At 59.5% G+C, this 20,627-nt stretch carries 20 protein-coding genes; 4 read left to right on the forward strand and 16 right to left on the reverse strand.

Annotation, left to right across the window (positions count from 1 at the left end; all coding sequences use genetic code 11):
• The first annotated feature begins 253 nt into the window (after positions 1–253).
• Positions 254–571 (forward strand): hypothetical protein, encoded by a 318-nt coding sequence (locus tag AC0L25_RS25775; RefSeq protein ID WP_473598092.1) that lies wholly within the window; start codon positions 254–256, stop codon positions 569–571.
• Between the two features lie 86 nt (positions 572–657).
• Here AC0L25_RS25775 and AC0L25_RS25780 read toward each other — a convergent pair whose 3' ends face one another.
• The 7 genes from AC0L25_RS25780 to AC0L25_RS25810 all read right to left on the reverse strand — a co-directional run bounded on the left by AC0L25_RS25780 (position 658) and on the right by AC0L25_RS25810 (position 4,794).
• Positions 658–1,293 carry a LysE family translocator gene (locus AC0L25_RS25780; protein ID WP_473598093.1) on the reverse strand — a complete coding sequence of 212 codons (636 nt, stop codon included), beginning with the start codon at positions 1,291–1,293 and terminating at the stop codon, positions 658–660.
• A gap of 258 nt (positions 1,294–1,551) precedes the next feature.
• Positions 1,552–2,079: a YciE/YciF ferroxidase family protein gene (locus AC0L25_RS25785; RefSeq protein WP_473598094.1), complete on the reverse strand. Its 528-nt coding sequence runs from the start codon at positions 2,077–2,079 to the stop codon at positions 1,552–1,554.
• 223 nt (positions 2,080–2,302) lie between these two features.
• Positions 2,303–2,521 (reverse strand): hypothetical protein, encoded by a 219-nt coding sequence (locus AC0L25_RS25790; RefSeq protein ID WP_473598095.1) that lies wholly within the window; start codon positions 2,519–2,521, stop codon positions 2,303–2,305.
• Between the two features lie 312 nt (positions 2,522–2,833).
• The gene (locus AC0L25_RS25795) at positions 2,834–3,055 is read right to left on the reverse strand and encodes a hypothetical protein (RefSeq protein ID WP_473598096.1); all 222 of its coding nucleotides are present in this window, start codon (positions 3,053–3,055) and stop codon (positions 2,834–2,836) included.
• Positions 3,056–3,074: 19 nt separating this feature from the next.
• Positions 3,075–3,287: a SpoIIAA family protein gene (locus AC0L25_RS25800; RefSeq protein WP_473598097.1), complete on the reverse strand. Its 213-nt coding sequence runs from the start codon at positions 3,285–3,287 to the stop codon at positions 3,075–3,077.
• A complete protein-coding gene (locus AC0L25_RS25805) occupies positions 3,284–3,484 on the reverse strand; it encodes a hypothetical protein (protein WP_473598098.1) in 201 nt (66 codons plus the stop codon). The genes AC0L25_RS25800 and AC0L25_RS25805 overlap by 4 nt, the downstream gene beginning before the upstream one ends.
• 155 nt (positions 3,485–3,639) lie before the next feature.
• Positions 3,640–4,794: a DUF3182 family protein gene (locus AC0L25_RS25810; protein ID WP_473598099.1), complete on the reverse strand. Its 1,155-nt coding sequence runs from the start codon at positions 4,792–4,794 to the stop codon at positions 3,640–3,642.
• Between the two features lie 267 nt (positions 4,795–5,061).
• Between AC0L25_RS25810 and AC0L25_RS25815 the strand changes: the two genes are divergently transcribed.
• Positions 5,062–6,090, forward strand: coding sequence for a ribonuclease Z (locus AC0L25_RS25815; protein WP_473598100.1), 1,029 nt, complete (start codon positions 5,062–5,064; stop codon positions 6,088–6,090).
• Between the two features lie 30 nt (positions 6,091–6,120).
• Here the strand turns inward: AC0L25_RS25815 and AC0L25_RS25820 are convergent, their stop codons facing one another.
• Entirely contained in the window at positions 6,121–6,645 is a 525-nt protein-coding gene (locus AC0L25_RS25820) for a metallophosphoesterase family protein (RefSeq protein ID WP_473598101.1), read from the reverse strand.
• Between the two features lie 481 nt (positions 6,646–7,126).
• Here AC0L25_RS25820 and AC0L25_RS25825 point away from each other — a divergent pair, with 481 nt between their 5' ends.
• Entirely contained in the window at positions 7,127–8,338 is a 1,212-nt protein-coding gene (locus AC0L25_RS25825) for a serine hydrolase domain-containing protein (protein WP_473598102.1), read from the forward strand.
• 150 nt (positions 8,339–8,488) lie between these two features.
• Here the strand turns inward: AC0L25_RS25825 and AC0L25_RS25830 are convergent, their stop codons facing one another.
• The 8 genes from AC0L25_RS25830 to AC0L25_RS25865 form a co-directional block, all read right to left on the reverse strand.
• Positions 8,489–8,794 (reverse strand): hypothetical protein, encoded by a 306-nt coding sequence (locus AC0L25_RS25830; RefSeq protein WP_473598103.1) that lies wholly within the window; start codon positions 8,792–8,794, stop codon positions 8,489–8,491.
• Positions 8,795–8,983: 189 nt separating this feature from the next.
• Positions 8,984–11,515 (reverse strand): NAD-dependent epimerase/dehydratase family protein, encoded by a 2,532-nt coding sequence (locus tag AC0L25_RS25835; RefSeq protein WP_473598104.1) that lies wholly within the window; start codon positions 11,513–11,515, stop codon positions 8,984–8,986.
• A 577-nt stretch (positions 11,516–12,092) separates the two neighbouring features.
• Positions 12,093–12,341 (reverse strand): hypothetical protein, encoded by a 249-nt coding sequence (locus AC0L25_RS25840; protein WP_473598105.1) that lies wholly within the window; start codon positions 12,339–12,341, stop codon positions 12,093–12,095.
• Between the two features lie 142 nt (positions 12,342–12,483).
• Positions 12,484–13,794, reverse strand: coding sequence for an HlyD family type I secretion periplasmic adaptor subunit (locus AC0L25_RS25845; protein ID WP_473598106.1), 1,311 nt, complete (start codon positions 13,792–13,794; stop codon positions 12,484–12,486).
• Complete coding sequence (locus AC0L25_RS25850; RefSeq protein WP_473598107.1) at positions 13,794–15,536, reverse strand: type I secretion system permease/ATPase; 1,743 nt, start codon at positions 15,534–15,536, stop codon at positions 13,794–13,796. The genes AC0L25_RS25845 and AC0L25_RS25850 overlap by 1 nt, the downstream gene beginning before the upstream one ends.
• 105 nt (positions 15,537–15,641) lie before the next feature.
• Complete coding sequence (eglC, locus tag AC0L25_RS25855) at positions 15,642–17,033, reverse strand: endo-1,3-1,4-beta-glycanase EglC (protein WP_473598108.1); 1,392 nt, start codon at positions 17,031–17,033, stop codon at positions 15,642–15,644.
• A 443-nt stretch (positions 17,034–17,476) separates the two neighbouring features.
• Positions 17,477–18,826, reverse strand: a complete 1,350-nt coding sequence (locus AC0L25_RS25860) for an SGNH/GDSL hydrolase family protein (protein WP_473598109.1) — start codon at positions 18,824–18,826, stop codon at positions 17,477–17,479.
• Between the two features lie 308 nt (positions 18,827–19,134).
• A complete protein-coding gene (locus AC0L25_RS25865) occupies positions 19,135–19,428 on the reverse strand; it encodes a hypothetical protein (RefSeq protein WP_473598136.1) in 294 nt (97 codons plus the stop codon).
• A gap of 477 nt (positions 19,429–19,905) precedes the next feature.
• On the opposite strand from AC0L25_RS25865, the gene AC0L25_RS25870 reads away from it, so the two are divergent.
• Positions 19,906–20,580, forward strand: a complete 675-nt coding sequence (locus AC0L25_RS25870) for a protein-L-isoaspartate(D-aspartate) O-methyltransferase (RefSeq protein WP_473598137.1) — start codon at positions 19,906–19,908, stop codon at positions 20,578–20,580.
• The last annotated feature ends 47 nt before the right edge of the window (positions 20,581–20,627 follow it).

The raw sequence follows: 20,627 nt of genomic DNA on the forward strand, positions 1-20,627 counted from the left end.
TCATTACACGCCGGCGGAATGCGCCAACTACATCAAGAACGCCGGATATGCGTCTACCTAAAAACAGAACGCTCTAGCAGATTTCGTCCCAGTTGAGGATAGAGGTAAGCGCGCACTTGGCGATGGCCATTCGGGTTGTAGAAAGCACCGGTCAAGTGCCGTGCCAGAAAGTGAGAAAGGAACCTTTTCTGAAACAGGCCGTTTGCCAGCAGGTCGTTGCATTAGCGACCAGTAACAACGGAAGGATCTTGTCATGAACTACAAGATGATCTGTCTAGGCGCGATGGCGCTTTCTATGGTAAGCGGCGTTTCTCTTGCGGCAGGCGCCGACACAGGCACGTCTGCCTTGGATGACCCCGCAAAGATGGGGCCGTTCTACACGGACTCCAGCATGACCACCCTGCGGTCCGACGACGAGTTCACGGCAGCTTGGAAAGCGCTGACGGACGAGGACCGCATGGCAATGACAAAAGTCTGCAATGAGGAGATGGAAAACGCCAACGCCGCCAACACCCACCCTGAATTCTGCAGCAATGTCAAAAAGCTCGGCGGCGAGTCGACACAGAACTGAACCATGGGAAGGCGGGCAGCGGCCCGCCTTTTGGTTAGCGACTGTGAGGAAGGGAGGGACACAATAACCGCGTGGGGTCGGCTATCTCAACGGGCCGCTCCGCCACTCACGGCCATGCGAATGCCAAGGCCAATGATGAAAGAGCCGGCGATGCGCTGCTGCCAGCGCCGCATCTTTGGTTGCTTCAGGATCCGCTCGCCAAGCGTACCGGACGCGAGCGCGTACGCGCCTAGCACCAACACGCCTGTTACCTTTTGCGTGCCACCCAGCAACAGCAATTGCAGCGTCACCGATCCTCGATCCGGGTCAATGAATTGCGGAAGGAACGCAACCATGAACGTGATGGGCCAGGGATTTAAGAGATTGGCGATCATACCTTCTCGTGCAGCAACCAGCGGACGAAGATGTCCATGCTCTTCGACGGCAACTTCCGTGGCTGGCGAGCGTAACAGGCTTAATCCGAGCCAACACAGATAAGCGGCGCCGGACCATCGGAGCAGATTGAATGCCAGCGGCGAGGCCGCGACCAATGAAGACACGCCTAATGCGAGGAGAGGCAATTGAACAAGACCCGCCCCGACAGTCATGCCCAGCACCGTGAAAAACGCCGTGCTGCGCCCGTGAGAGATAGCGCGTGCCGTCACAAGCAGGCTGTCGGGACCGGGCGGTGCCTGCATGAAGATAACTGTCCCCAGGAAAGCTACCCACAACACGGGATCCATGATCCTGCTCTTTAGCTTAATATTTGCCCAGCACCGTTTGAACCGCTTGGTATCTTTGAAGATTCCCATTCCAGGCAATTAAGTCCCAGCGGTCCACTGCGCTTCATTTGTCGACTGACTTGGTATTGCAGCGAATTTCCTGCAATTGCCAAGTCAGTAAGGCCGGTTGAAAGACTCGAATGGCCCGATATCTGCATTCCCGGAGCGGAGCCCCTGGCGATCCCTTGCCGGGGCTCCGCAAGCCGGTGGCATAAGGAATTATGCGGCCGCTTGGAGGGCGCGTTGGTTGACACCACCCTCGCCTAGCCCCGTCAGGGCTTCGTCGGTCGCGACCTCTTCCTTGAGCGTCGCTTTGAGAAGGGCGGCAACATCGGCCTTTCCCATCTGTTCCGCCCAGGCGATAAGAGTTCCGTACCGGGCGATCTCGTAATGCTCGACGGCTTGCGCCGCTGCGACCAGTCCGGCATCGAGCGCAGGAGCACCTTCATATTCTTCGAGGATCTCCGAGCCTTCCTCAATGATGCCGTCGATCGCCGGACAGGTCTTGCCGCGTGCTGCCTTGCCAAACTTCTCGAACACTTCCTCGAGACGGTCGACGTGACCTTCCGTTTCCATACGATGCTTTTCGAAGGCAGCAGTCACTTTTTCCGACTCCGCACCCTTCGCCATTTTCGGCAGGGCCCTCAGTATTTTCTTTTCGGCGTAGTAAAGATCTTTGAGCCCGTCGAGGAACAGGTCCTCAAGACCCTTGGTTGTCGCTTTCGCGGCTTTCTTCGCAGTTGGCATGATCGTCTCCCGCTGGGGTTGGAGCTAGCTTCCCTAACTAGGAAGGCGTCCGATAACCCCGCCGGCCGGCAACAAGTTCCCTGATGATTCGAGCCGCTGGAAATTTTCCGACGCCCCGGGGTTCGCATAGTCAGGTGCTGCAAAGGGTTACGCTGGCGAGCGGAGGCGCAGCGCCGCTCGCCTTTCGGACCCGCCCCCGGTAGGCCCGCGCCGAGCAATCGGTTCAATCGATCCGCCTGATACGGCCCTTGTCGAGACGGAACACTCCATCCTGCCCGCCCTGCCTCTCAAAATCGGTAAGCAGATCGTCCCATGTACCCAGGAATTCGCCGCAGTCGTCGCATAAGATCCGGTCGTCAGGACCGGCGTCGGCCGGAATCCTCAGCCTTATCGTCAGGCAATAAGGGCACTCCAACTGGTGGTTAAGATATTGATTGGTCATGGACGATGGCGAGAATGCACCGGAAATGTGGCCCCTGCAACCTCGCTCGCGCTGGTCAGACGAGGTCGGTCAGAAATTGTACAACGATAGGGGCATCACGGCGATTGTTGCGATCCGGGAATAACGAGCGCGCCTTCGTCAGGGGCCGAATATTCAAAGCCGATGAAGAACGCAGCAAGAATTAGCGCGCAGATAATTGCAATTGCTGCCAGTGCGGTTCTGGACAACAGCTTACGTGGTTCGCGGTTTTGCAACACTAAATCGGTCCGCTCTCTGGTCGAGACGACGGAGGTTCAAGACCGCTTGAACCCTTCATATCCCGTCTTTTGTCGGAGGCCACCCAGACTGAGCCGTCGGCGGAATGTTGTCGGAAGTCACCTCACCCCGCTTGAGTTTTCTGATGGCTTCGCCGGCTTCGATTTCATCCAGGCCGGAAAGCGGCAAACCATCAACGATGACGGCTTCCCCGCTCTCCTCGTCATAGACTTCCCACAAGCCCTCCGAATCCTGTCGTTTGTTGTAGATGGTTGGCATGGCCGCTCCCTAGATACCGCTATTGAATACGTGCTACCCACTCCAGAGCCTCGGTCTTTTCGTCCGCCGGGAACACCCGTGTTTCGATCTGCGGGAAAAGCGCGCTTGTCATCTCCGTAGCTGCCTTGATCCACTGTTTTTCGGACACTACTGCGGCACGCTGGAAGCGGTGGAATTCGCCAAGTTTGCTCAAGCCGTACTGCAGATCGCGGCGCAACGCGTCGCCCGTCATGTCCTCCAACTCCGTAAGGCCAGGATGCCGATCTCTTGATGTTCGCTCAGTTTCTCTTCGATGGCCGGGATGACTTTACCGTAGTCCTCCGCCGTCACCGTACCGGCAACGCGAAATGCGGCGACATTCTCAGGAGCAGAAATAACCTCGATCACTTTTTCCTCCTTCGAATTGGGTTTCAGGATTATGCCGAACAACTCAAGCCGCCCACGGATGTTCCCTGGTCCTAAGCGTTTTGCGATCCTAATTTGACGCTCATAAGCGGGGCGCAAATGGCACAGAGTTGTGCAGCGATCATCGACGGCGCAGGACAAATCCAACAGTGCAAGACGATCGCAACGAGCATAAGACGTTAATCGGCCGCTTTCCTGGGCGGCTCCCGGGTCACATGTGTGACGACCGTATAGCGCGTAACCGGCCCCTCATCGGGGTCTTCTCCTTGAAAGTGAACGTCCGCGTTCACTGATAGCCGGCTGGTCTTGCCGAATTCCTTGACTGCGGACGCACGGACGAGTTGGATGGCCGGGTCCTGCTTCATAATTTTTATTGCCGCAAGCTCGGCAGTACTGCTGCCGCCAATGCGCCAGCTGGCTTCGAGCACACCGGATCGCCAGGTATCCGACGAATCGACGCCCTGGCCGATATCGTAATTGCGCCGCGAGGCGAAAAACCCAGGGTATTCAGCCATCGCCGCGTCATAGGCCCTCGCCTGCGCCGTGGCCAAAGCTAGTGCGCGAGGAAGCTGAAGATCTTCGAGAGCTTCCCATCCGCCGCGCACTACAATGAGATCGGATCCGCCATAAACGGATTGTCCCGCATTATCGGTCGCCGTCCTTTGAGTGCCGTAGTAGGCGACCGTTATTTCGTCGATCTCCGTTCTGCCAACACTTAGCGTGACGATGTCGCGAAGGTCCGCCTCGAGCACCAGACCGCACTCGTCCAAGTCGGGGGAGTTGTATCGCTCGAACAGTCTCTCGACGTCCGCAACCGTGCGAACGATACGCTGGTCTTGGCCTCGCGAAGAAAGCGGTGGTTTAATTCGGGCCGGCCCGAGGCTCAGCAGACGTTGCGCTGCTCGCAGCGCATCGTGCCGCGAAAACACGGTGTAGCCAGGCAATACTGCTGCGCTGACAGTTCTGCCGAAGCCGGTTGACCATTCTTTCGGCCGCTCGGCCAAGCCGTCCACCAATTCATGGGTTATGGCCTTGGTCATTGCGAAGCGCCAAGGCACCACGCCGCCGAAGAGATCCTGCGGCCCATTGATACCCAGCCGTGCCGCATCGTGAGCAAGCAAGCTTTCGTCCGGCACGAAATACAAGCCCCCGCCGTTGCCGCTGCTGTTGCCCAGGCCCTGCCGGAAGGCAAATCCCTTGAGGTTTGCAATCGTGCGGGCAACGGCAGCCATGGCTTCCCGTTCGTGCGCGTAGAGAGGCTCGCAGCCCGGCGCGGAGAATGCGATCACGGTGCCTTTTGTCCCGCTCGGCTGAGTGTCTCTGTGATCGGTCATCGCGCTCGTTCTGGTGCTACCTCGTTATGGCTGCGGGCTATCGATGTTGTGGCCCGCTACTCGCTCGGACCCAAGAGAACGCACAAGATGGCAGAAACGTTCAGCCTGGCTTGGCCGGCTCGCCGTCTTTTGCGCCCTTTTCGAACGATATCCGTCGGGAACCGCTACCCGGACCGGCCGATTAAAGAGGAATAGGCGTCAGGTCCAAATCGTGTCTGAAGGTAAGCAGCTAGTGGCGAAATTCGAAAACAGTATCGGATGGATTCGGTGACGTTGCTGGTTCAGCCGCGCCTGGTCAACGACCCCTTCTCGGATGCGGGGCTTCTTCTGGACTTCAGATTCGGCAACCGGGCGATGCTCTTCGACATTGGTGATCTGTCGCCACTTTCGCCGCGCGAAATCCTGCGCGTCAGCCACGTATTCGTTTCACACATGCACATGGACCATTTCGCCGGGTTCGATCGGCTCCTGCGGCTATTTCTATACAGGAATAGAACGGTGCATTTCTTCGGCCCGCCTGGGTTGACCGAGGCCGTGCAAGCCAAGCTCAACGCATACACGTGGAACCTCCTCGACGAACAGTCCCACGATTTCATGATAGTTGCCTGCGACTGGACGCCGGCCGGATTTCATCATTCCCGCCTGTTTCGGGCGCGATCGGGCTTCGCTCGGCAGGACACTGCCTCGACCGCAGCCGAGGGAAATGTACTGCTCGACGATCCCGATTTCCGTGTCGAAGCAGCAATGCTTGACCACGGCATTCCATGCCTTGCATTCGCGTTTCAGGAAAAGATCCGGGTCAATGTGCAAAAACCGCAACTGGAAGCACTGGGTTTGCGCGTCGGACCTTGGCTGAGCGAAGCCAAGCGTGCGGTCCGGCGCGGAGCTGATCCGGGCACAACGCTCGCCCCAACTGCTGATCGGCATATCTCGGTCGGCGAACTGCTCGGTGCCGGAGCCCTGAGAACCGGCCCTGGACAGAGGATCGTCTATGCGACCGACCTCGCATTCAATGAGGCAAATCTTGCGTGTGTCGTTGCGCTTGCGCACGGCGCGAACCAGTTGTTTATCGAAGCGGGCTTCCTGCAGGAAGATCGCGAGCTGGCCACCGCGAAGCGGCATCTCACGGCAGCCGAAGCCGGCACTATCGCGCGGCTTGCCGGTGTTGAACATGCCGTGCCGATGCACTTTTCGCCCCGCTATCTCGGACACGAGGATGGCCTGTATGCAGAGTTCGCGGCAAATCTAGGCACCCGAAGCGCTTGTCAACCGGGGACAAAGAATACCACCATCTAGGCAACAGCCGGGATCACTCGCGCTTTTCGATCATGTACGTTGAAGATCCCGGCGGACCGTTCGTCGCCATCGGCTTGCAAGGATGGCGGAGAGGGTGACCGGGCGAAAATCCCAGCTGTCGACGCCGGTGTCGTATTGACGTGTAACCGGGCTCAGTCTGCCGTGGGAATGGCCATGCAGATCAATCGATTTGTTGCCGATCTGATTCCAGGTGCGAAAAGGATAGTGGCAAAGGACCAGCAACCTGCCGTCTATCGTCAGCTCCTTATAATGTTGAGTGCTGGCCCAACCTGCGGCGCCGATGGTCGCTGCGCCATCGTTGTTGCCGATAATCAAATGCTTCTGGCCATGAAGAGACGACAGGAGCGATGCAACGAATTCGGCCGATCCCCTCGCAAAATCGCCGAGATGCCAGATCTCGTCGTCTGGGTTGACGGTTTCGTTCCACAGCGAAATCAGCGTTCGATCGTGTTCTGCCAGCGAGCCGAACGGGCGACGATCGATCCGCAGGATGCGGGGATCGCTGAAATGTGTGTCGGCCGTGAAATAGATCATGGTCGTTCACAGCCTTTGCGGGCGATATAGACCAAGGAGCCCGAACCTCAGCATGCAGTCGTCGAGCCTGTCAGCGGGATGAGATAGCGCGCTCTCGCTCTCTGGCCACGTCTGCTTGGCAGAGACCGGTGGCTTCCATCAAGGACCTTCGTGGCAGCACCTTGCATTACACCAACTGCGCGGGGTTAGGTGAGATCGCAAGAACCGAGGCCGTGAACTCATAAACACGTGCGTGGCTGACGAGAGTCCGCTTTGGTTGAACTCCGGAAGTCGTTTAAGGTCGGGCCACCCGGAACGCGCCAGAAGCAGAAATTCCGGAGCGGCGCCGCCCGAACGTCGGTGACGGGCGCGCCGAGTAAGGCCCCTTGCGATGGCTATCTCGCCGTCGACCGGATAGGGTCTCGCTCTGAAGTGCGGGAGTAGAATTTAAGGACTTGGCGTTTTCCGCCTTCACCTCGTCGACCTGACAGGGAGTGGGACAATGATAGCGAGAACACTGGGTGCCGTGGTTGTTGCGGTGTGCGCAACGGGCAGCGCCATGGGCGCGTCTACGCCGGCTCTCAAGCCGATTGACCCGGTTGCGCTTCAAGCAATGGTGGAAGGTGCGGCTAAGGAACTCCTGCTGCCGGGCGCCATGGTTCTTCTGCAGACTCCGCAGGGCAATTTTGTCTTCGGCTACGGAACAACCGAGCTAGGGATCACGAACCCGCCGCGCGCCGATACCCATTTCCGGCCCGCATCGAACACCAAGACGATGACGGCCGCCGTGATCGTGCAACTGGTCCAGGAAGGGAAGCTGGGCTTCGATGATCTGATCTCGAAATATGTTCAGGGCGTCCCGAACGGCGACAGGATCACCATCCGCCAACTCATTAAGATGCGGAGTGGCCTCTATAACTTCACCAACGCTCCGGAACTTGCCGAAAGCCTAGACCATGATCCGGATAAGGTGTGGACGAATGAGGAGGTACTCGCCCTGGCCTTCGATCGGCCGACACATTTCGAACCGGGCGCCCAATTCGAATACAACAATACGAACTACTATTTGCTCGGCCTCGTCGCCGAAAAGATCGATGGCCAGCCTTTGGCCAGCATCTTTCAGGAACGCTTATTCGGGCCGCTCGGCATGAAGAATACGGCGCTGCCGGTGAGCACGTCGAACACCATCCCCGAGCCCTATGCGCACGGCTACCTCTACGGCGGCACCTCATACGCTCTGGTCGATGCGCCCTATCCGGACGATCTCCAGGCAGCGGCCAGGGCGGGAACGCTCAAGCCGAACGATGACACGTGGCAGAACCCTTCGCCGTACTTTGCCGCCGGCGGCGTCATCTCGACCGCGGACGACCTCGCGACCTGGATACGCGCGCTCGTCGGCGGCAAGGTTCTCAATGCCGACTATCATCGCCAGTGGCTGGACAGTCCCGAGCCAGAGGACCCAAGCAAGCCTGAAGGCCAGAAATACGGATACGGCATCAGCGTGATCACCTTCGGGCCGAACAAGGTCTATTTCCATGGCGGCGAGATGCCCGGCTACAACTCCTTCATGGGGCATGACCCGGCCAACGATGTCGCGCTGATCGTATGGACAAACCTGACGCTGTCGCCCGATGGCAAGGCAACAGCGAATTCCCTGATGGTGAAGATACTGGATCAGATCTACACGGTGTCACCGCTTCAAAAAGCGAAATAACGACCCAGGCGGAAGTTTGTCAGGGCTCCAGGCCTTGCCGGCGCGCACGGCGTCGACCACTTCGCGGATCGAGTCTGTCGCGCACCAAGCGTTCATCGTCGCGGCCAAGGACGCGAGATCCTGCTCGGCGAGCAAATCTAGACCAGCCCGTCAGGCAGAGCCTCGTTCAGGGAACTCGATCTCTTCCTTGACCTGCTTTTGCAGATCGTCACGCGCGCGCTCCGCCTCGCCGTGATGTGCCTCCGAACCCGATTGTCTCTGTCTGTCCAGTTCGTGGTCCACCGTATCGCGCGAACCTTCTGCCGGATCCTCTTGCGGGCGGTCGTCCGGCGCGGCGGCTTGATCCTGTCGCTTGTCCCTTCTGCCCTTATGATCATCGGGACTGCGCTCGTCGGCATGGTCAGTATCGTCTTGGCCTGAGAAGATCTGATCTCCGCCAATCGTCTCGTCTGGCATGTTGGTCATACTCTGGCTCCCCGATCTCCACTGGGTGAAACCTTGTGAGGTGCGTCTCGCCTTTGGCATATGTTTCGTTGGAGGCCAAACGGCAGATCTGCAGCTTCGTTCCATCCAACCTCGGCAGACTGGCACTCTTGAACCTCTGACGATATCGGCCCAGGTCGCCAGGTGCTGAAACTGAGTTGCTTAGACAATCGCTCGATCCCAACCGCCATAGTGTTGGTCGCTGCGCGTGCCGCGCGGCAGGCTGAGCATGATCAGCGCCACACCGAACGCAACGCCCGCCACGATCGCCAGGGTTTCACCGCCGGAAAGCACGAAGGGTGACACCGCGATCCATGCACCAAGCACTACATTGAAGAATCGCACGGGCCGGACAACTTCGGCCATGGCTGTGACTGCGACCATGACAATGAGGCAGCCGACGACGTGATCGCTGAAATAGAGCGGTGGTTGCGTGCCAAAGATCAATGGCGTCGTCATCAGCAGGGCGCCGAGCAGCGTGCTCGCTACCAGCGTCCATGGGAAGTTCACGCCGCCGGTGACAAATTCCTTCAGCAACTCGGAAGCCGGACGGTCGAGGTCGGTCTCAGGTGTCTGGTTCTCCGACAGTGCCGGTCCGCCCATCCAGAAGGTACGCCAGAACGGCTCGCCCGCCCTCGTGGCGCGCCAGAGATATTGGATGGTCGCCAGCACCTCATCGACGGAGTAAGGGATCAGCACCACCGTGACGGCGGCCTGGAGGATGCAGAGTGTGCAGAGCGCACCAATCAACGGTGGCTGAATGATGATGAAGGACACACTGACCACGCCGAGCGGAACGATCAGCAAGCCGAAGAGGAGCACCATCCACGGCATGGTGCGCCAGCGCCGGCGGTCGCCGATCGCGCCGGCGAGGATATCGAGGCAATAGGCAAAGGCGCCGAGCCCGGCATCGGCGATTGGGAAACCCTTCGAGACCGATGATGTCACCACCGCCTCGCTGCCGTTGCGCACCGGCGCGCCGCCGGGGTCGAAGAACGGATCCCACAGCCCGTCTATGTGGCCCATCTGGTAGGCGGCGAGATAGCGCGAAACGAATAGGCCAACGAAGGCAAGCGCCACGATGGGTATCCGCTGCGTGAAGGTGGATGGCGAATAGGTCCAGCCCAGCGGGCGATCGTCGTCGGCCGCCAGCGCGCGGCGGCTGATGCCGGGGGTCGGCGGGATCATCACAGCAAAGGCGACGATCAGCATGCCGACGAGCGTGTCGATGGCATAGGCGGCGGCGCTGGTCGTCCAAAACAGCAACGGCGCAAGCATCACCCAAAGACCAAGCGACGCCGTGATCCACTGCACCCAGCGCCAGGGTCGGAGCATGCCCATCAACGCGAAGACCGTCACGAGCAGGCCGGAAACGATCTCGCTGACACCGAGGCCGGCGTTGCGGAATTGCGGCTCCGCAATAGCGTGGCCCAGAGCGGGAGGTATCGCGGCTGCGACGGGATCGAACAGGCCAATTGTCATCGGTGATGTGATCAGCCACAATCCGAGCGCAGCGTTGGTCATCGGCGCCCAGAGCGTCCTCGAGCGACGCCGTTTTACCGCTGCATCGACCTCCTCCTTGCTTCGTTCGAGCGGTCCCTTGAGGCGCCTTTCGGCCTGCTCGATCTCGGGGTCCGAGGCCGCGACAACGGGCGGATCGAGCTTGTTGGCCGCGTACCAGTCTGTGGGGTCCTGTTTCAGCCGGCGGATCATCTCCGGCAATGTGTCCTGCAGGCTATGTCTGGGCGCCCAGCCCAGCAGCGCCTTGGCCCGCGAGATATCGATCTCGTAGTGATCGTCCGAGTTCTCGATCATCCACGGTTTGATGTCGGTGTCCTGGTCGAGCACCTCGGTCTGGACCCAGGCGCCCAGCTTCGTCAGCTGCTTCGGCAGCGCGAAGGTGCGCCAGTCCTCGCCATGAATGAGCCGGCCGATGCGCTTCTGCATCTCCTCGTATGACGGTGTGTCTTCTTCGCCGATCAGAAGCACCGCCTCGGCTGGAAGTTCGGCGCGCCGGTCGACGGTGCGCACCACCGCATCGACGAGATCCTCCTTGTGCAGATAGGGCTGGCCGGCGGTGATATCGCCGGCGAACAAATAGGCGGTCGGTAAGCGCTCGAAGATGCGAGCAATCTGCTGGGCAATGAAGGCCGCCCGGCAGTCTTCGTCATAGACGCCGGCGAGCCGCAGGATCACCGTCTTTATTTGCCCGCGCTCACTCGAAATCAGCGCCTCGGTTTCGGCTTTCGATTTTGGGTAGGCCCAGGCCGGGTCGAGCGGCGAGTCCTCATTGATTTTCGTGCCCCTCCCCGGGCTTGGGGCATGGACGAGAAGCGTGCTGGAAAACACGAACTGCTCGGTCTCGATCGCCGTCAGCGCCTTCAGGAGCCGGCGCGTGCCCTGCACGGTGACGGTGTCATATTTCGGGTTGTCCTCGCCGGTCGTGTCATAATAGGCGGCAAGATGGACGACCGAGGCGATGCGACCACCGCTGCGCTCGCGTGCCGCCGCCACAGCCCTACTCACGCTGTCGTCGGAGGTGAGATCGATCTCGATCGTCTCCATGCCGGCGGGGGCATGCTTCGGTTTTGTAACATCGAGGCCGATGACGCGGTAGCGGTCAATAAAGCCTCGCGCTATCGCCTGCCCCAGGAAACCGCTGCTGCCGGTGATAAGAACCGTCGGAAGGGTCATGCCGTGATTTGCCACAGCTCAGCCCTATTCGCCAAGCCGTCTGCACTTCAACGGGGCAACCTGCCGGTTCGGATCAAGGTTAGCCGCAGTTCCATTCAGCCGGATGTGGGCGATCTGCAATGTCTTGTCGAAGCTCATCATTGCCTCAAGGAGAAGGAAGCACCTCGCGCCCACTCAGTGGGTAAACACTGGCATGCCGGAAATGTTTCCGAGTCGGCCAGAAAAATTGTTGGTATCCATCCGGAGCCACGGGTTTTGTGCCGCCCGTCTATTCGGAACTGTAGGCCCGCTCGGCCGCAACGCTCGCACGAACGTTCGGCGATGCCGACGACCGCGATTTTCAGCTTTCCTCGGCACAGTGATTTTGACAGATCGGTGATCGGCAGCGAACGTTGATATCGTCAGTGGAAATCGGAACCTTGGAGATTAGCCCGAACTTCCCTCCGCTTCGTCATCCTAGGGCGGAGCAAGGAGCGAAGCGACGCGGCGCAGACCCTAGAATTAGTATAGTAGGCTGTGGCCAATCGCCAGCGTCAGAGAATGGCTGCAGGCCGACAGCGGACCATCAGTCGAAGAATCAGATCCCCTGTGCAGAGCAATTGGCGCCGCTTTTGAGCGGCTTGTCTGCATCGTTCCATTCCGCCTTGCGTGCTCGCGCTTCCTCGACGATCAGCTTGAACTCCCGCGTCATCGCACTCTCAATGGCGAACGCACTGCTTGGCTGGACGCCGGGGTCTTCCTGATTATTCTGGAATTGAAAACGGGCCTCTAGTTCGGCCCATATTCGTTCGGAAGTCGCGTCGAGAAGCGCGACGACCAGCGCCAAGGTCTCTCGCTGGGCATTCAGCCGCCCCTCGATCTCTTCATTCGTCAACTCGGACATGTGGGATCGCTTCCAGTTTCAGGCGAAACGGCAAAATCGCGTCCTTGTTCCGGAATTCAGCTCGTGGGGTCGTCCAGAGACGCAGCTACTCTTCCCTGAATGCCCGTTGGATTTGGTCCGCCAAAGGTTTCACGAGATAGGACAGCATGGTGCGGCTGCCGGTCGAAAAGAACACCTCGACAGGCATTCCAGGCGCCAAGGTCAGGCCTTTGAGCCTGGTAAGCTCTGCGCGCGGCAAAACAACCTGCACGGTATAAAAGCCGGCGCCTGTTTTCTCATCGACATTGAGATCAGCTGAAATCTTGCTGACGGCACCGTTCAGCTCCGGCGTTATCTGCTGATTGAACGCTGACAGCCGCAGGGTCGCGCTTTGCCCTGGTGTCAATTGATCGATGTCTTGCGGAGCCACGCGCGCCTCGACGGTCAGGTCGTCTGTCACCGGGACAATCAGCATGATGAGCTCTCCCGGAGAAATAACGCCGCCGACCGTGTGCACGCCGAGCTGATGAACGACGCCGGTCTGGGGACTGCGTATATCGATCCGCTTGAGCTGATCTTCGGCCGAAACCTTGCGTTCGACGAATTCAGAGATCTTTGCCTGGACGTCTCGCAGCTCGCTCGCCACCTCGCTGCGCAAATCCTGGTCGATCTGAATGATCTGCAACCGGGTTTCCGCGATACGACCCTTCGCCTGCGCAATCGATGCAGTCAGTTGCCCGTGCTCACCTTTAAGCCGCACGGCATCGCGTTCAAGCGCAGTAATGCGATCGATTGAAACCAGCTTGCGCTGCCAAAGTCTGCGCATGCCTTCAAGCTCAAATCCAATCAACTTGATTTCCTGGCTTTTGGCATCTCTTTGCTCGGTCAAGCCGGAAACTTCTTCGGCAAGCTGCGCAATGCGCTCTTCCAACTGAGCCTTCTGACCGGCGCGTGCCTGTCGGCGAAATTCGAACAGAGATTGCTCGCCGGCCGTCGCCCGACCAACTTCGGGGGCATCCTGCCGTGACACAAGCGAAGCTGGAAAGATGATGCTTCCTTTGCCGTCGCGCTCGGTCTCAAGGCGAGCCAGGCGCGCCTCGAATTGGTCCAGGCTCTTCGTGACGATCGCCAAATTGGCCCGGGTGATCGTCTCATCGAGGCGGATCAACACCTTGCCCGATTGCACGGCATCGCCTTCCCGGACGAAGATTTGGCCGACCACGCCACCGGTTGGATGCTGTACTTTCTTGACACTGGAATCGACGACCAATTTTCCCGAAGCGATAACGGCTCCGGAAAGCTCGGTGACGGCAGCCAAACTCCCCGCCCCGCCAACCAGCAGGATGCAGGTTGCGACACCGCCAAGCAGATAGCGTCGAATGGTGCGATCGGCCGCGAAGATCGTGCGTTGTGCCATCAGGATGCCGTCTCTTCCAGTCCGGAAACGACCTTCAGGGGAACGCCGGCTGGGCGAGTGATCTTGTTCAAGATCTCATTCTTCGGGCCAAAGGCCTGGATACGGCCGTTCGCCATCACCAGAACCTGATCCAGGCTTGCCAGCGCACTCGGCCGGTGTGCGACCACGATGGCAATACCGCCGCGCGCGCGGACACCTTGAATTGCTTCCGTCAACGCGGCCTCGCCCTCCGCATCGAGGTTGGAGTTAGGCTCGTCGAGAATAACAAGAAACGGGTCGCCGTAGAGAGCCCGGGCAAGCGCCACCCGCTGTCTCTGGCCCGCCGAAAGCGCCGATCCGGCCTCGCCGATCCGCGTCTCGTAGCCTTCCGGCAGGTGGATGACGAGATCATGAACGCCGGCCGCGCGCGCCGCCGCCAGTATCTTGTCCGAGGGCGCTTGCGGTTCGAAGCGCGCGATATTCTCGGCAATGGTGCCGTCGAACAGTTGCACATCCTGCGGCAGGTAGCCGACATGGTTGCCGAGCTCTTCTGGCGACCACTGGTCGAGCGTTGCGCCATCCAGCCTGACGGTTCCACGGACGGGGAGCCATATGCCGGCAATTGCGCGCACGAGCGATGACTTGCCAGAAGCGCTCGGCCCGACAATACCGAGGCCGACGCCCTTTTCCAATGCAAAGGTGGCGTCTTGCACGACCATACGACGCTCCCCCGGCGGCGTGACACTGATACTTTCGACCGTAAGAGCAGATCTCGGCGCAGGCAACGAGACACTAATCGCAGTTTCGGGAAGCAGGACCAAAAGCTGGGTCAAGCGGGCCCAGGCCTGGCGGGCGGTGACGAAACCCCTCCAGTGCGCGATAGCCAGTTCGATCGGTGCGAGCGCCCGGCTCATCATGATCGAGCTGGCGATCATAATACCGCCGGTCGCTTCCTGATGGATGACGAGATACGCGCCGATCGCCAGGATACCCGATTGCAGCATCATGCGCAGGATCTTCGAGATCGTTCCGAGCGTCCCGGCAAGGTCGCTCGCTGTCGCATTGGTGTCGAGATAGTCAGCATTGATCCCCGACCAGCGCTCGGCGATGCGCGAGCCAAAGCCCATGGCCTGCAGAACCTCGACGTTGCGGCGCGTCGCTTCGGCCAGTGTATTGCGCGCTGCCGCTTGACTGTTTGCCTTTCTGGCGGGCTCTCTGGTGCGGATTTCGGCAAGCAATGTCAGGCTGAAGAGAATGACCACGCCGGCCAGCGCCGTCATGCCGATCCAGAAATGGAACAGAAAGCAGATTGCCAGGTAGAGCGGCATCCAGGGCAGGTCGAAAAGTGCGGTTGGACCGGCGCTCGACATAAACGAACGCACCTGATCAAGATCGCGCAAGGATTGAAGGCCGTCGCCTGCGAGCTTGGTGCGCAACGGCAAACGCATGAGGGCGGCATAGACCTGTCCGCTCAACCGTGCGTCCAGCGCCATGCCGATGCGGACCAGCAAACGAGACCGGATGAGTTCGAGAACGCCCTGAAAGACGAAAAGTGTGCCGGCAAACACGGCGAGCCCGACGAGCGTCGGCACGCTGCGGCCGGGTATGACGCGATCATAGACCTGCAGCATGAAAAATGAGCCGGTCAGCGCCAGAACATTGACGACGCCGCTCATCAACGCAATTCCGGCCAACGCTCGCCGGAAGGAAGCCAGAACCGCTGCGAGGGTCGTTTGCGGCTCGGATGGATGGGGATGCGACATCGCCTTCACATCAGTCCCGGTTCACTTTCAGGCGGTCATGACCGCGCCCGAAATCAGGCCTGACGACGAACGTGTGCGTGCCGAGCCCACGCTTAGGTATGACGCCTAGATAAACCAATCGTTCAACGCATAGGCATGGATGTAGTCGATCTGCATTTCGGCAGGCGTCGCAAGCCCGTCGGCAGGCGTTCCCGCCATGCCGCCAACCGCCAGGTCGACCAGCATATACATGGGGTCATGCATATCGGCAGGCGTTGCGGCACGAGCGACTTCGACGTCGTCGAAATACCAGACGAGTTCGTCTTCTGTCCACAGCACGCCGTATGTGTGGAACCCTTGGGTATCCGCGACATAGGCCGTCGAGCCTACTGTTGTATGAGTCCCCGTCGCGTTCGAGTGGCCTGTCAAAATAAGCTTGTTCGGATCCTGCCCGACCATCTCGATGACGTCCAGTTCCGGCGGCCAGGAACCGTCGGCCGGGAGAAGCCAGAAGGCCGGCCACACCCCTTGTTTTTCGGGCATGTCGGCGCGAATTTCGAAATAGCCGTAGGTCTGCGCAAAAGATTCGTAGGTCGTCAGCAACCCTGACGTGTATTTGTAGTTATCTATGTGGGGCCGGATCGCCTCGGGAGCGCGGGCGGCGGTAATGGTGAGAACACCGTCCTCAACGCTGAACGGGTTGACGGAACTCGTCGGGGCGTAGTCGGTATCAATGTACCATTGAAGCTCTTTGTTGCCGGTGAGCGTGCTACCGTTCGCGGCCCCCCACCAGTAGTTCGAATCCCAGGTGCCGCTCGAGCCATTCCACAGGTCCAGCGTGTCGAACTCGTCCGAAAAGGTGAGTTCCAGAGCCGACCTGTCCACGGCCAGCTTGAACTGGCTTGCGGTGAAATCGCCGATCGTCTTGTTGGCGAAGACGAGGAACTCGCTGTCGGACAGATTAAGTCGGACGTTCGCTCCCGACTGCACCATGTTGGCGCGCACCTCCTCGAACGAGGTGAAGCCGTAACTCCCGACGCGAACAGTATCCGTCGCGCCAAAGTCCAGGATCAGATCACTGCCGTTGCCGGGATTCACGACGAAAATGTCCGCCCCGGATCCGCCCTTCAAAACGTCATCGCCCCGTAAGCCGTCGAGCGTCTGCTGGCCGGAGCTCCCGGTAATGATGTTTTTCAGCTCGTTTCCGAAAGCATAGCGTTTGTCGCCCGTGACCGTCAGGTTCTCGAAATTCGTTGGGAGCTTATAGCTCATCCAGGTCGAGATGGTGTCCACCCCCTCGCCGGACAGCTCGACCGCTTTGTTTTTCGCGGAATACAGATAATAGATGTCATCGCCCTTGCCGCCACGCATTGTGACGGTGACGTTACCGTCGCCATACATAGAGTCGTTGTACGTGCTGCCATAAAGTGTTGGGCCGGAATTCGTCGCCGAATACCACTTTACGGAGGACCCGCTGTAGGGAAGTGGAACGCCCTTGGCGTTCAGTACCGTGGCCATCCCGGTCTTTTCTCCTTTGTCTCGATGGCAGCCCTACCATATATCGAGGCAAAAGGAGCCAGTACGTTTTGGCTTTCGACCTAGGAGCGTTACCAAAAGCCTAACACGTCGTGGGATCTGTGCGGAAAAATCCGGACCACAGTCCCAAGCACCAGGTTGCAATTCTCCGTCTCGACACCCGAGCAAAACTCGGAACCAGAATACCAGCAATGCCTTGAGGTCGGTCATAGATGGACCATGACGCTGGGCGATTCTCATCACTGAGAGGATGCGGCCGTCGCCAGCCCATTCTTCGAAAATACCAACACCGGAGCTTACATCGGTCAGGAGATGTTCTCACCGGTCGTACGCCATCTTGTCCGGCTCGGGCTGGCTTGAGGCGTGCTCGAACCGACCTTGCCGCAATGCCTGAGCAGCGCGGCAAGGTCAGCAGCAACAGCGGACTACTTAGCTGGACCCAATAGGACGTCGAGATCGACCGCGTCTGCCATCGCCTTGTATCCCGCGTCGTTGGGATGGAGGTTATCGCCGCAGTCGTAGTCGTCGCGCAGGTATCCCAGCTTGGCCGGGTCTTCCATCACCTTGTCGAAGTCGATCACGCCATCGAAGCCGTCACCGGTGCGGATCCATTCGTTCACAGCGACGCGTATCTTTTCCTTCTCTGGTGTGTAGTAACCCTCGGTCGGAAGCCCTTTGAAGGTGTCGGCGAAAGGGGTCAACGTCGCGCCTACAATGCGTACGCCATGGGCATGCGCGCGGTCGATGAGCTGTTTATATCCGGTGATAATGTCTTCGGCGGTCGGTTCCTTGTCTTCCGGCGTGATTGCATTTTCTCCGGGCCAGCCGATATCGTTGATGCCCATCATCAGGACCACGGTCGAGACTTTGGGATGGCTCAGTATATCAGAATCGAAACGGGCAAGAGCATTGACACCCATACCGTCCGTCAACACGCGATTGCCGGAAAAAGCTTCGTTAACCACCGCGACCTTGCGGTTGGCCTCCTGCAATCGCTTGGCGATATGGTCCGGCCAGCGATTATTTGCATCGGGGGTCGAGCAATTCCCATCCGTGATGGAATCGCCGAAGAACACGATGGCCTGGGATTCCGGCGGGGCGTCAACCCATATATCGCTCAGAAAAAGGCGCGATTTGAGCGTGCTGTCAGCCTTGAACGCCGCGTCGTTCGTGAAATTGCCCGGGCCGGAGATGTAGGCGGTTTGCACACCATCCCAATGCACTGACGAGAGCGCCGTCTTCTTCGGCAGGAAGATGCTGACCGAGATTTCGGAAAGCGCTTCTGCCGGGAGCGCGACGGGATCGCTGAGGATCGGGGCTCCCGGCGGAATGACCACAGAACTCTTGCCGCCCCAGGTGATAGGCTTCAGGGTCGCCTGATCGACGCCGCCGTCCTTGCCTGCTATTCCTACGCTGCCGGCACCGACAGTCAGCGGCCTAGCGCCGAAAGCATTCGACAGCACGACCCGGACGCTATTGCCGCCAACGCTGATGCGGGCAACCTGGCGGACGGTCTGATTCTCCAATACCTCCGGCACTCCGAAAGGCGCAGGAAGATCATCCGACCAGCGCGGAGCTGGTGTGGCAGCCCAAGTGGTGATCCAGGCTCCTTTTTCGGCGCCTTGTGCCCCGAAACCAGTCATCGCGGAGCCGGCGCCAACAGCTGCACATATCAGGATAGTTTGGTGCAGACGCCGTTTCCTCCCTGCTGCGGGAGAAAGCGCCGATGAAACCTTACCTGCAAAACTAAAACACCTATTGAGCTGCACTTTCATATCCTCCTCAAGACATGCTGGTAATGCCGCCGCCGGCCTAATTATGGCGGGCTGAACAGGAAATGAAACTGAACTTCCGTTGCGATCCTGGACCAACGCCAGGAGCAAGATGTCCGACTGTGGCATAGGCCGCCTGTTTCCGGCGAGCGGCGGACTGGGCAGGCCGTTCGATCGTGACCGCGGTCCCGATCGGGGACTATACCAGAGGTCATCGCTGCGATTCGAGTGAAGCCCCCGACGCTTACCTCGACCCTTTTGCATATGACGACGGGATCGCGGCCAGAACCAGACTTGCCGTGCTGAAGGCGTCAGCTTTGCCCCAAAAGTGCACGCGCTAACTCTTGCCATTCCTCATCAAGCGTCAAAGTCGACGGCGCGGTGTCGCAGCGACGATACCAATATTCCGCATTCGATTGATCGCCTTCCTTGCGATGGAGGTAGGCATGCACGCGCATACCCGCCGTGTCGTCGCGCACCTGCGCGCGCTCGTGCGCCTTATCCCAATCGCCCTTTGCATCCCACCACAGCGCTTGCAGGGCAGGGTTCAAGCCAGCGGGCGGCTGTGATTTCGCAATCGAATCTCTGAAGGCTTGCAAATCCATTTTTCCACCGACGTGACCTATTATGGGCGACGCCGATCTTAACGCAGTCCCGTATTCTCCAACAGCAAAGTCGCGCGGCGTACAGCAAAAAAGGCGGTGCTCCTTGTGGGTGCCATTGTGCAATCCCCAAAACTGCCCGTCGCGGTATTCCCGCTGCCCGAAGCCATGCAGCAGTCGCAGCATCGCTCAGTGAAACAGGCGTCCACTACTAAACGACAACGCCCCGGTCGAGATCGCCGGCTGCCCACGCATGCACGGAATGCAGCCGTTCATTGTTCGATCACCACGATCCAGGACATACCCGTTATGGCGACATGGCACGGGATCTCCGGGGCCGCCGCCGATGCCAAGACGCAACGCAAAATTACCTCCGGTCGCCACGGGCCACCCGCAACCGGAAACCATGGCGGGCGTTGCTGTGACGAACAGGATGTAAGCCTATCTGGCAGTAAGCTGGTTGAGGAAAGCCACACCGTCATGAAGCCAATGAACGAAGAACACCTCGCAGTTCTACGCCGACACATGGTCGAAATGATTGCAATCCATACCGACCTTGCAAGCGAGGAGCTCGGCAAGGCGGCGCTCGATGAAAGGGTGATGGCAGCAATGCAGCGGGTGCCGCGCCATCTCTTCGTGCCAAGCTCGGTCGCGCCTTATGCCTACCAGGACATGCCATTGCCGATCGGCTTCGACAAAACCATCTCGCAGCCGTTCATCGTCGCTCTCATGACCGATCTTCTTGCTCTCCAACCGCATGAGGCGGTGCTCGAGATCGGCACCGGCCTGGGCTACCAAACCGCACTCCTTGCGGAACTCGCCGGGCACGTTTGGAGCGTCGAAATCATCGAGGAATTCGCAAGCCACGCCGAGGCGCTCCTGCAAGGCCTCGGTCTCTCCAATGTGGGCATTCGTGTCGGAGACGGGTCTCGCGGCTGGCCCGAGCATGCCCCGTTCGACAAGATCCTAGTCACCGTCGCGGCTGGGCGGGCGCCGCCGGCTTTGCTTGAGCAGCTCAAGCCGGGGGGCCGCCTGGTTCTGCCTGTGGGCCCAGAACAAGGGCAGTTGCTGACGGTCATCGACAAGGATTCGGCAGGGCAACTGAAGACCCGCAAACTCATCCCGGTTCGGTTCAGCCGGCTCGAAACGGTCTAGTGAGGATGCGGACATCTGGCCCACAGGGTGAGCAACTTCGCTATGGC

The sequence above is a fragment of the Mesorhizobium sp. WSM4813 genome, assembly GCF_055811555.1.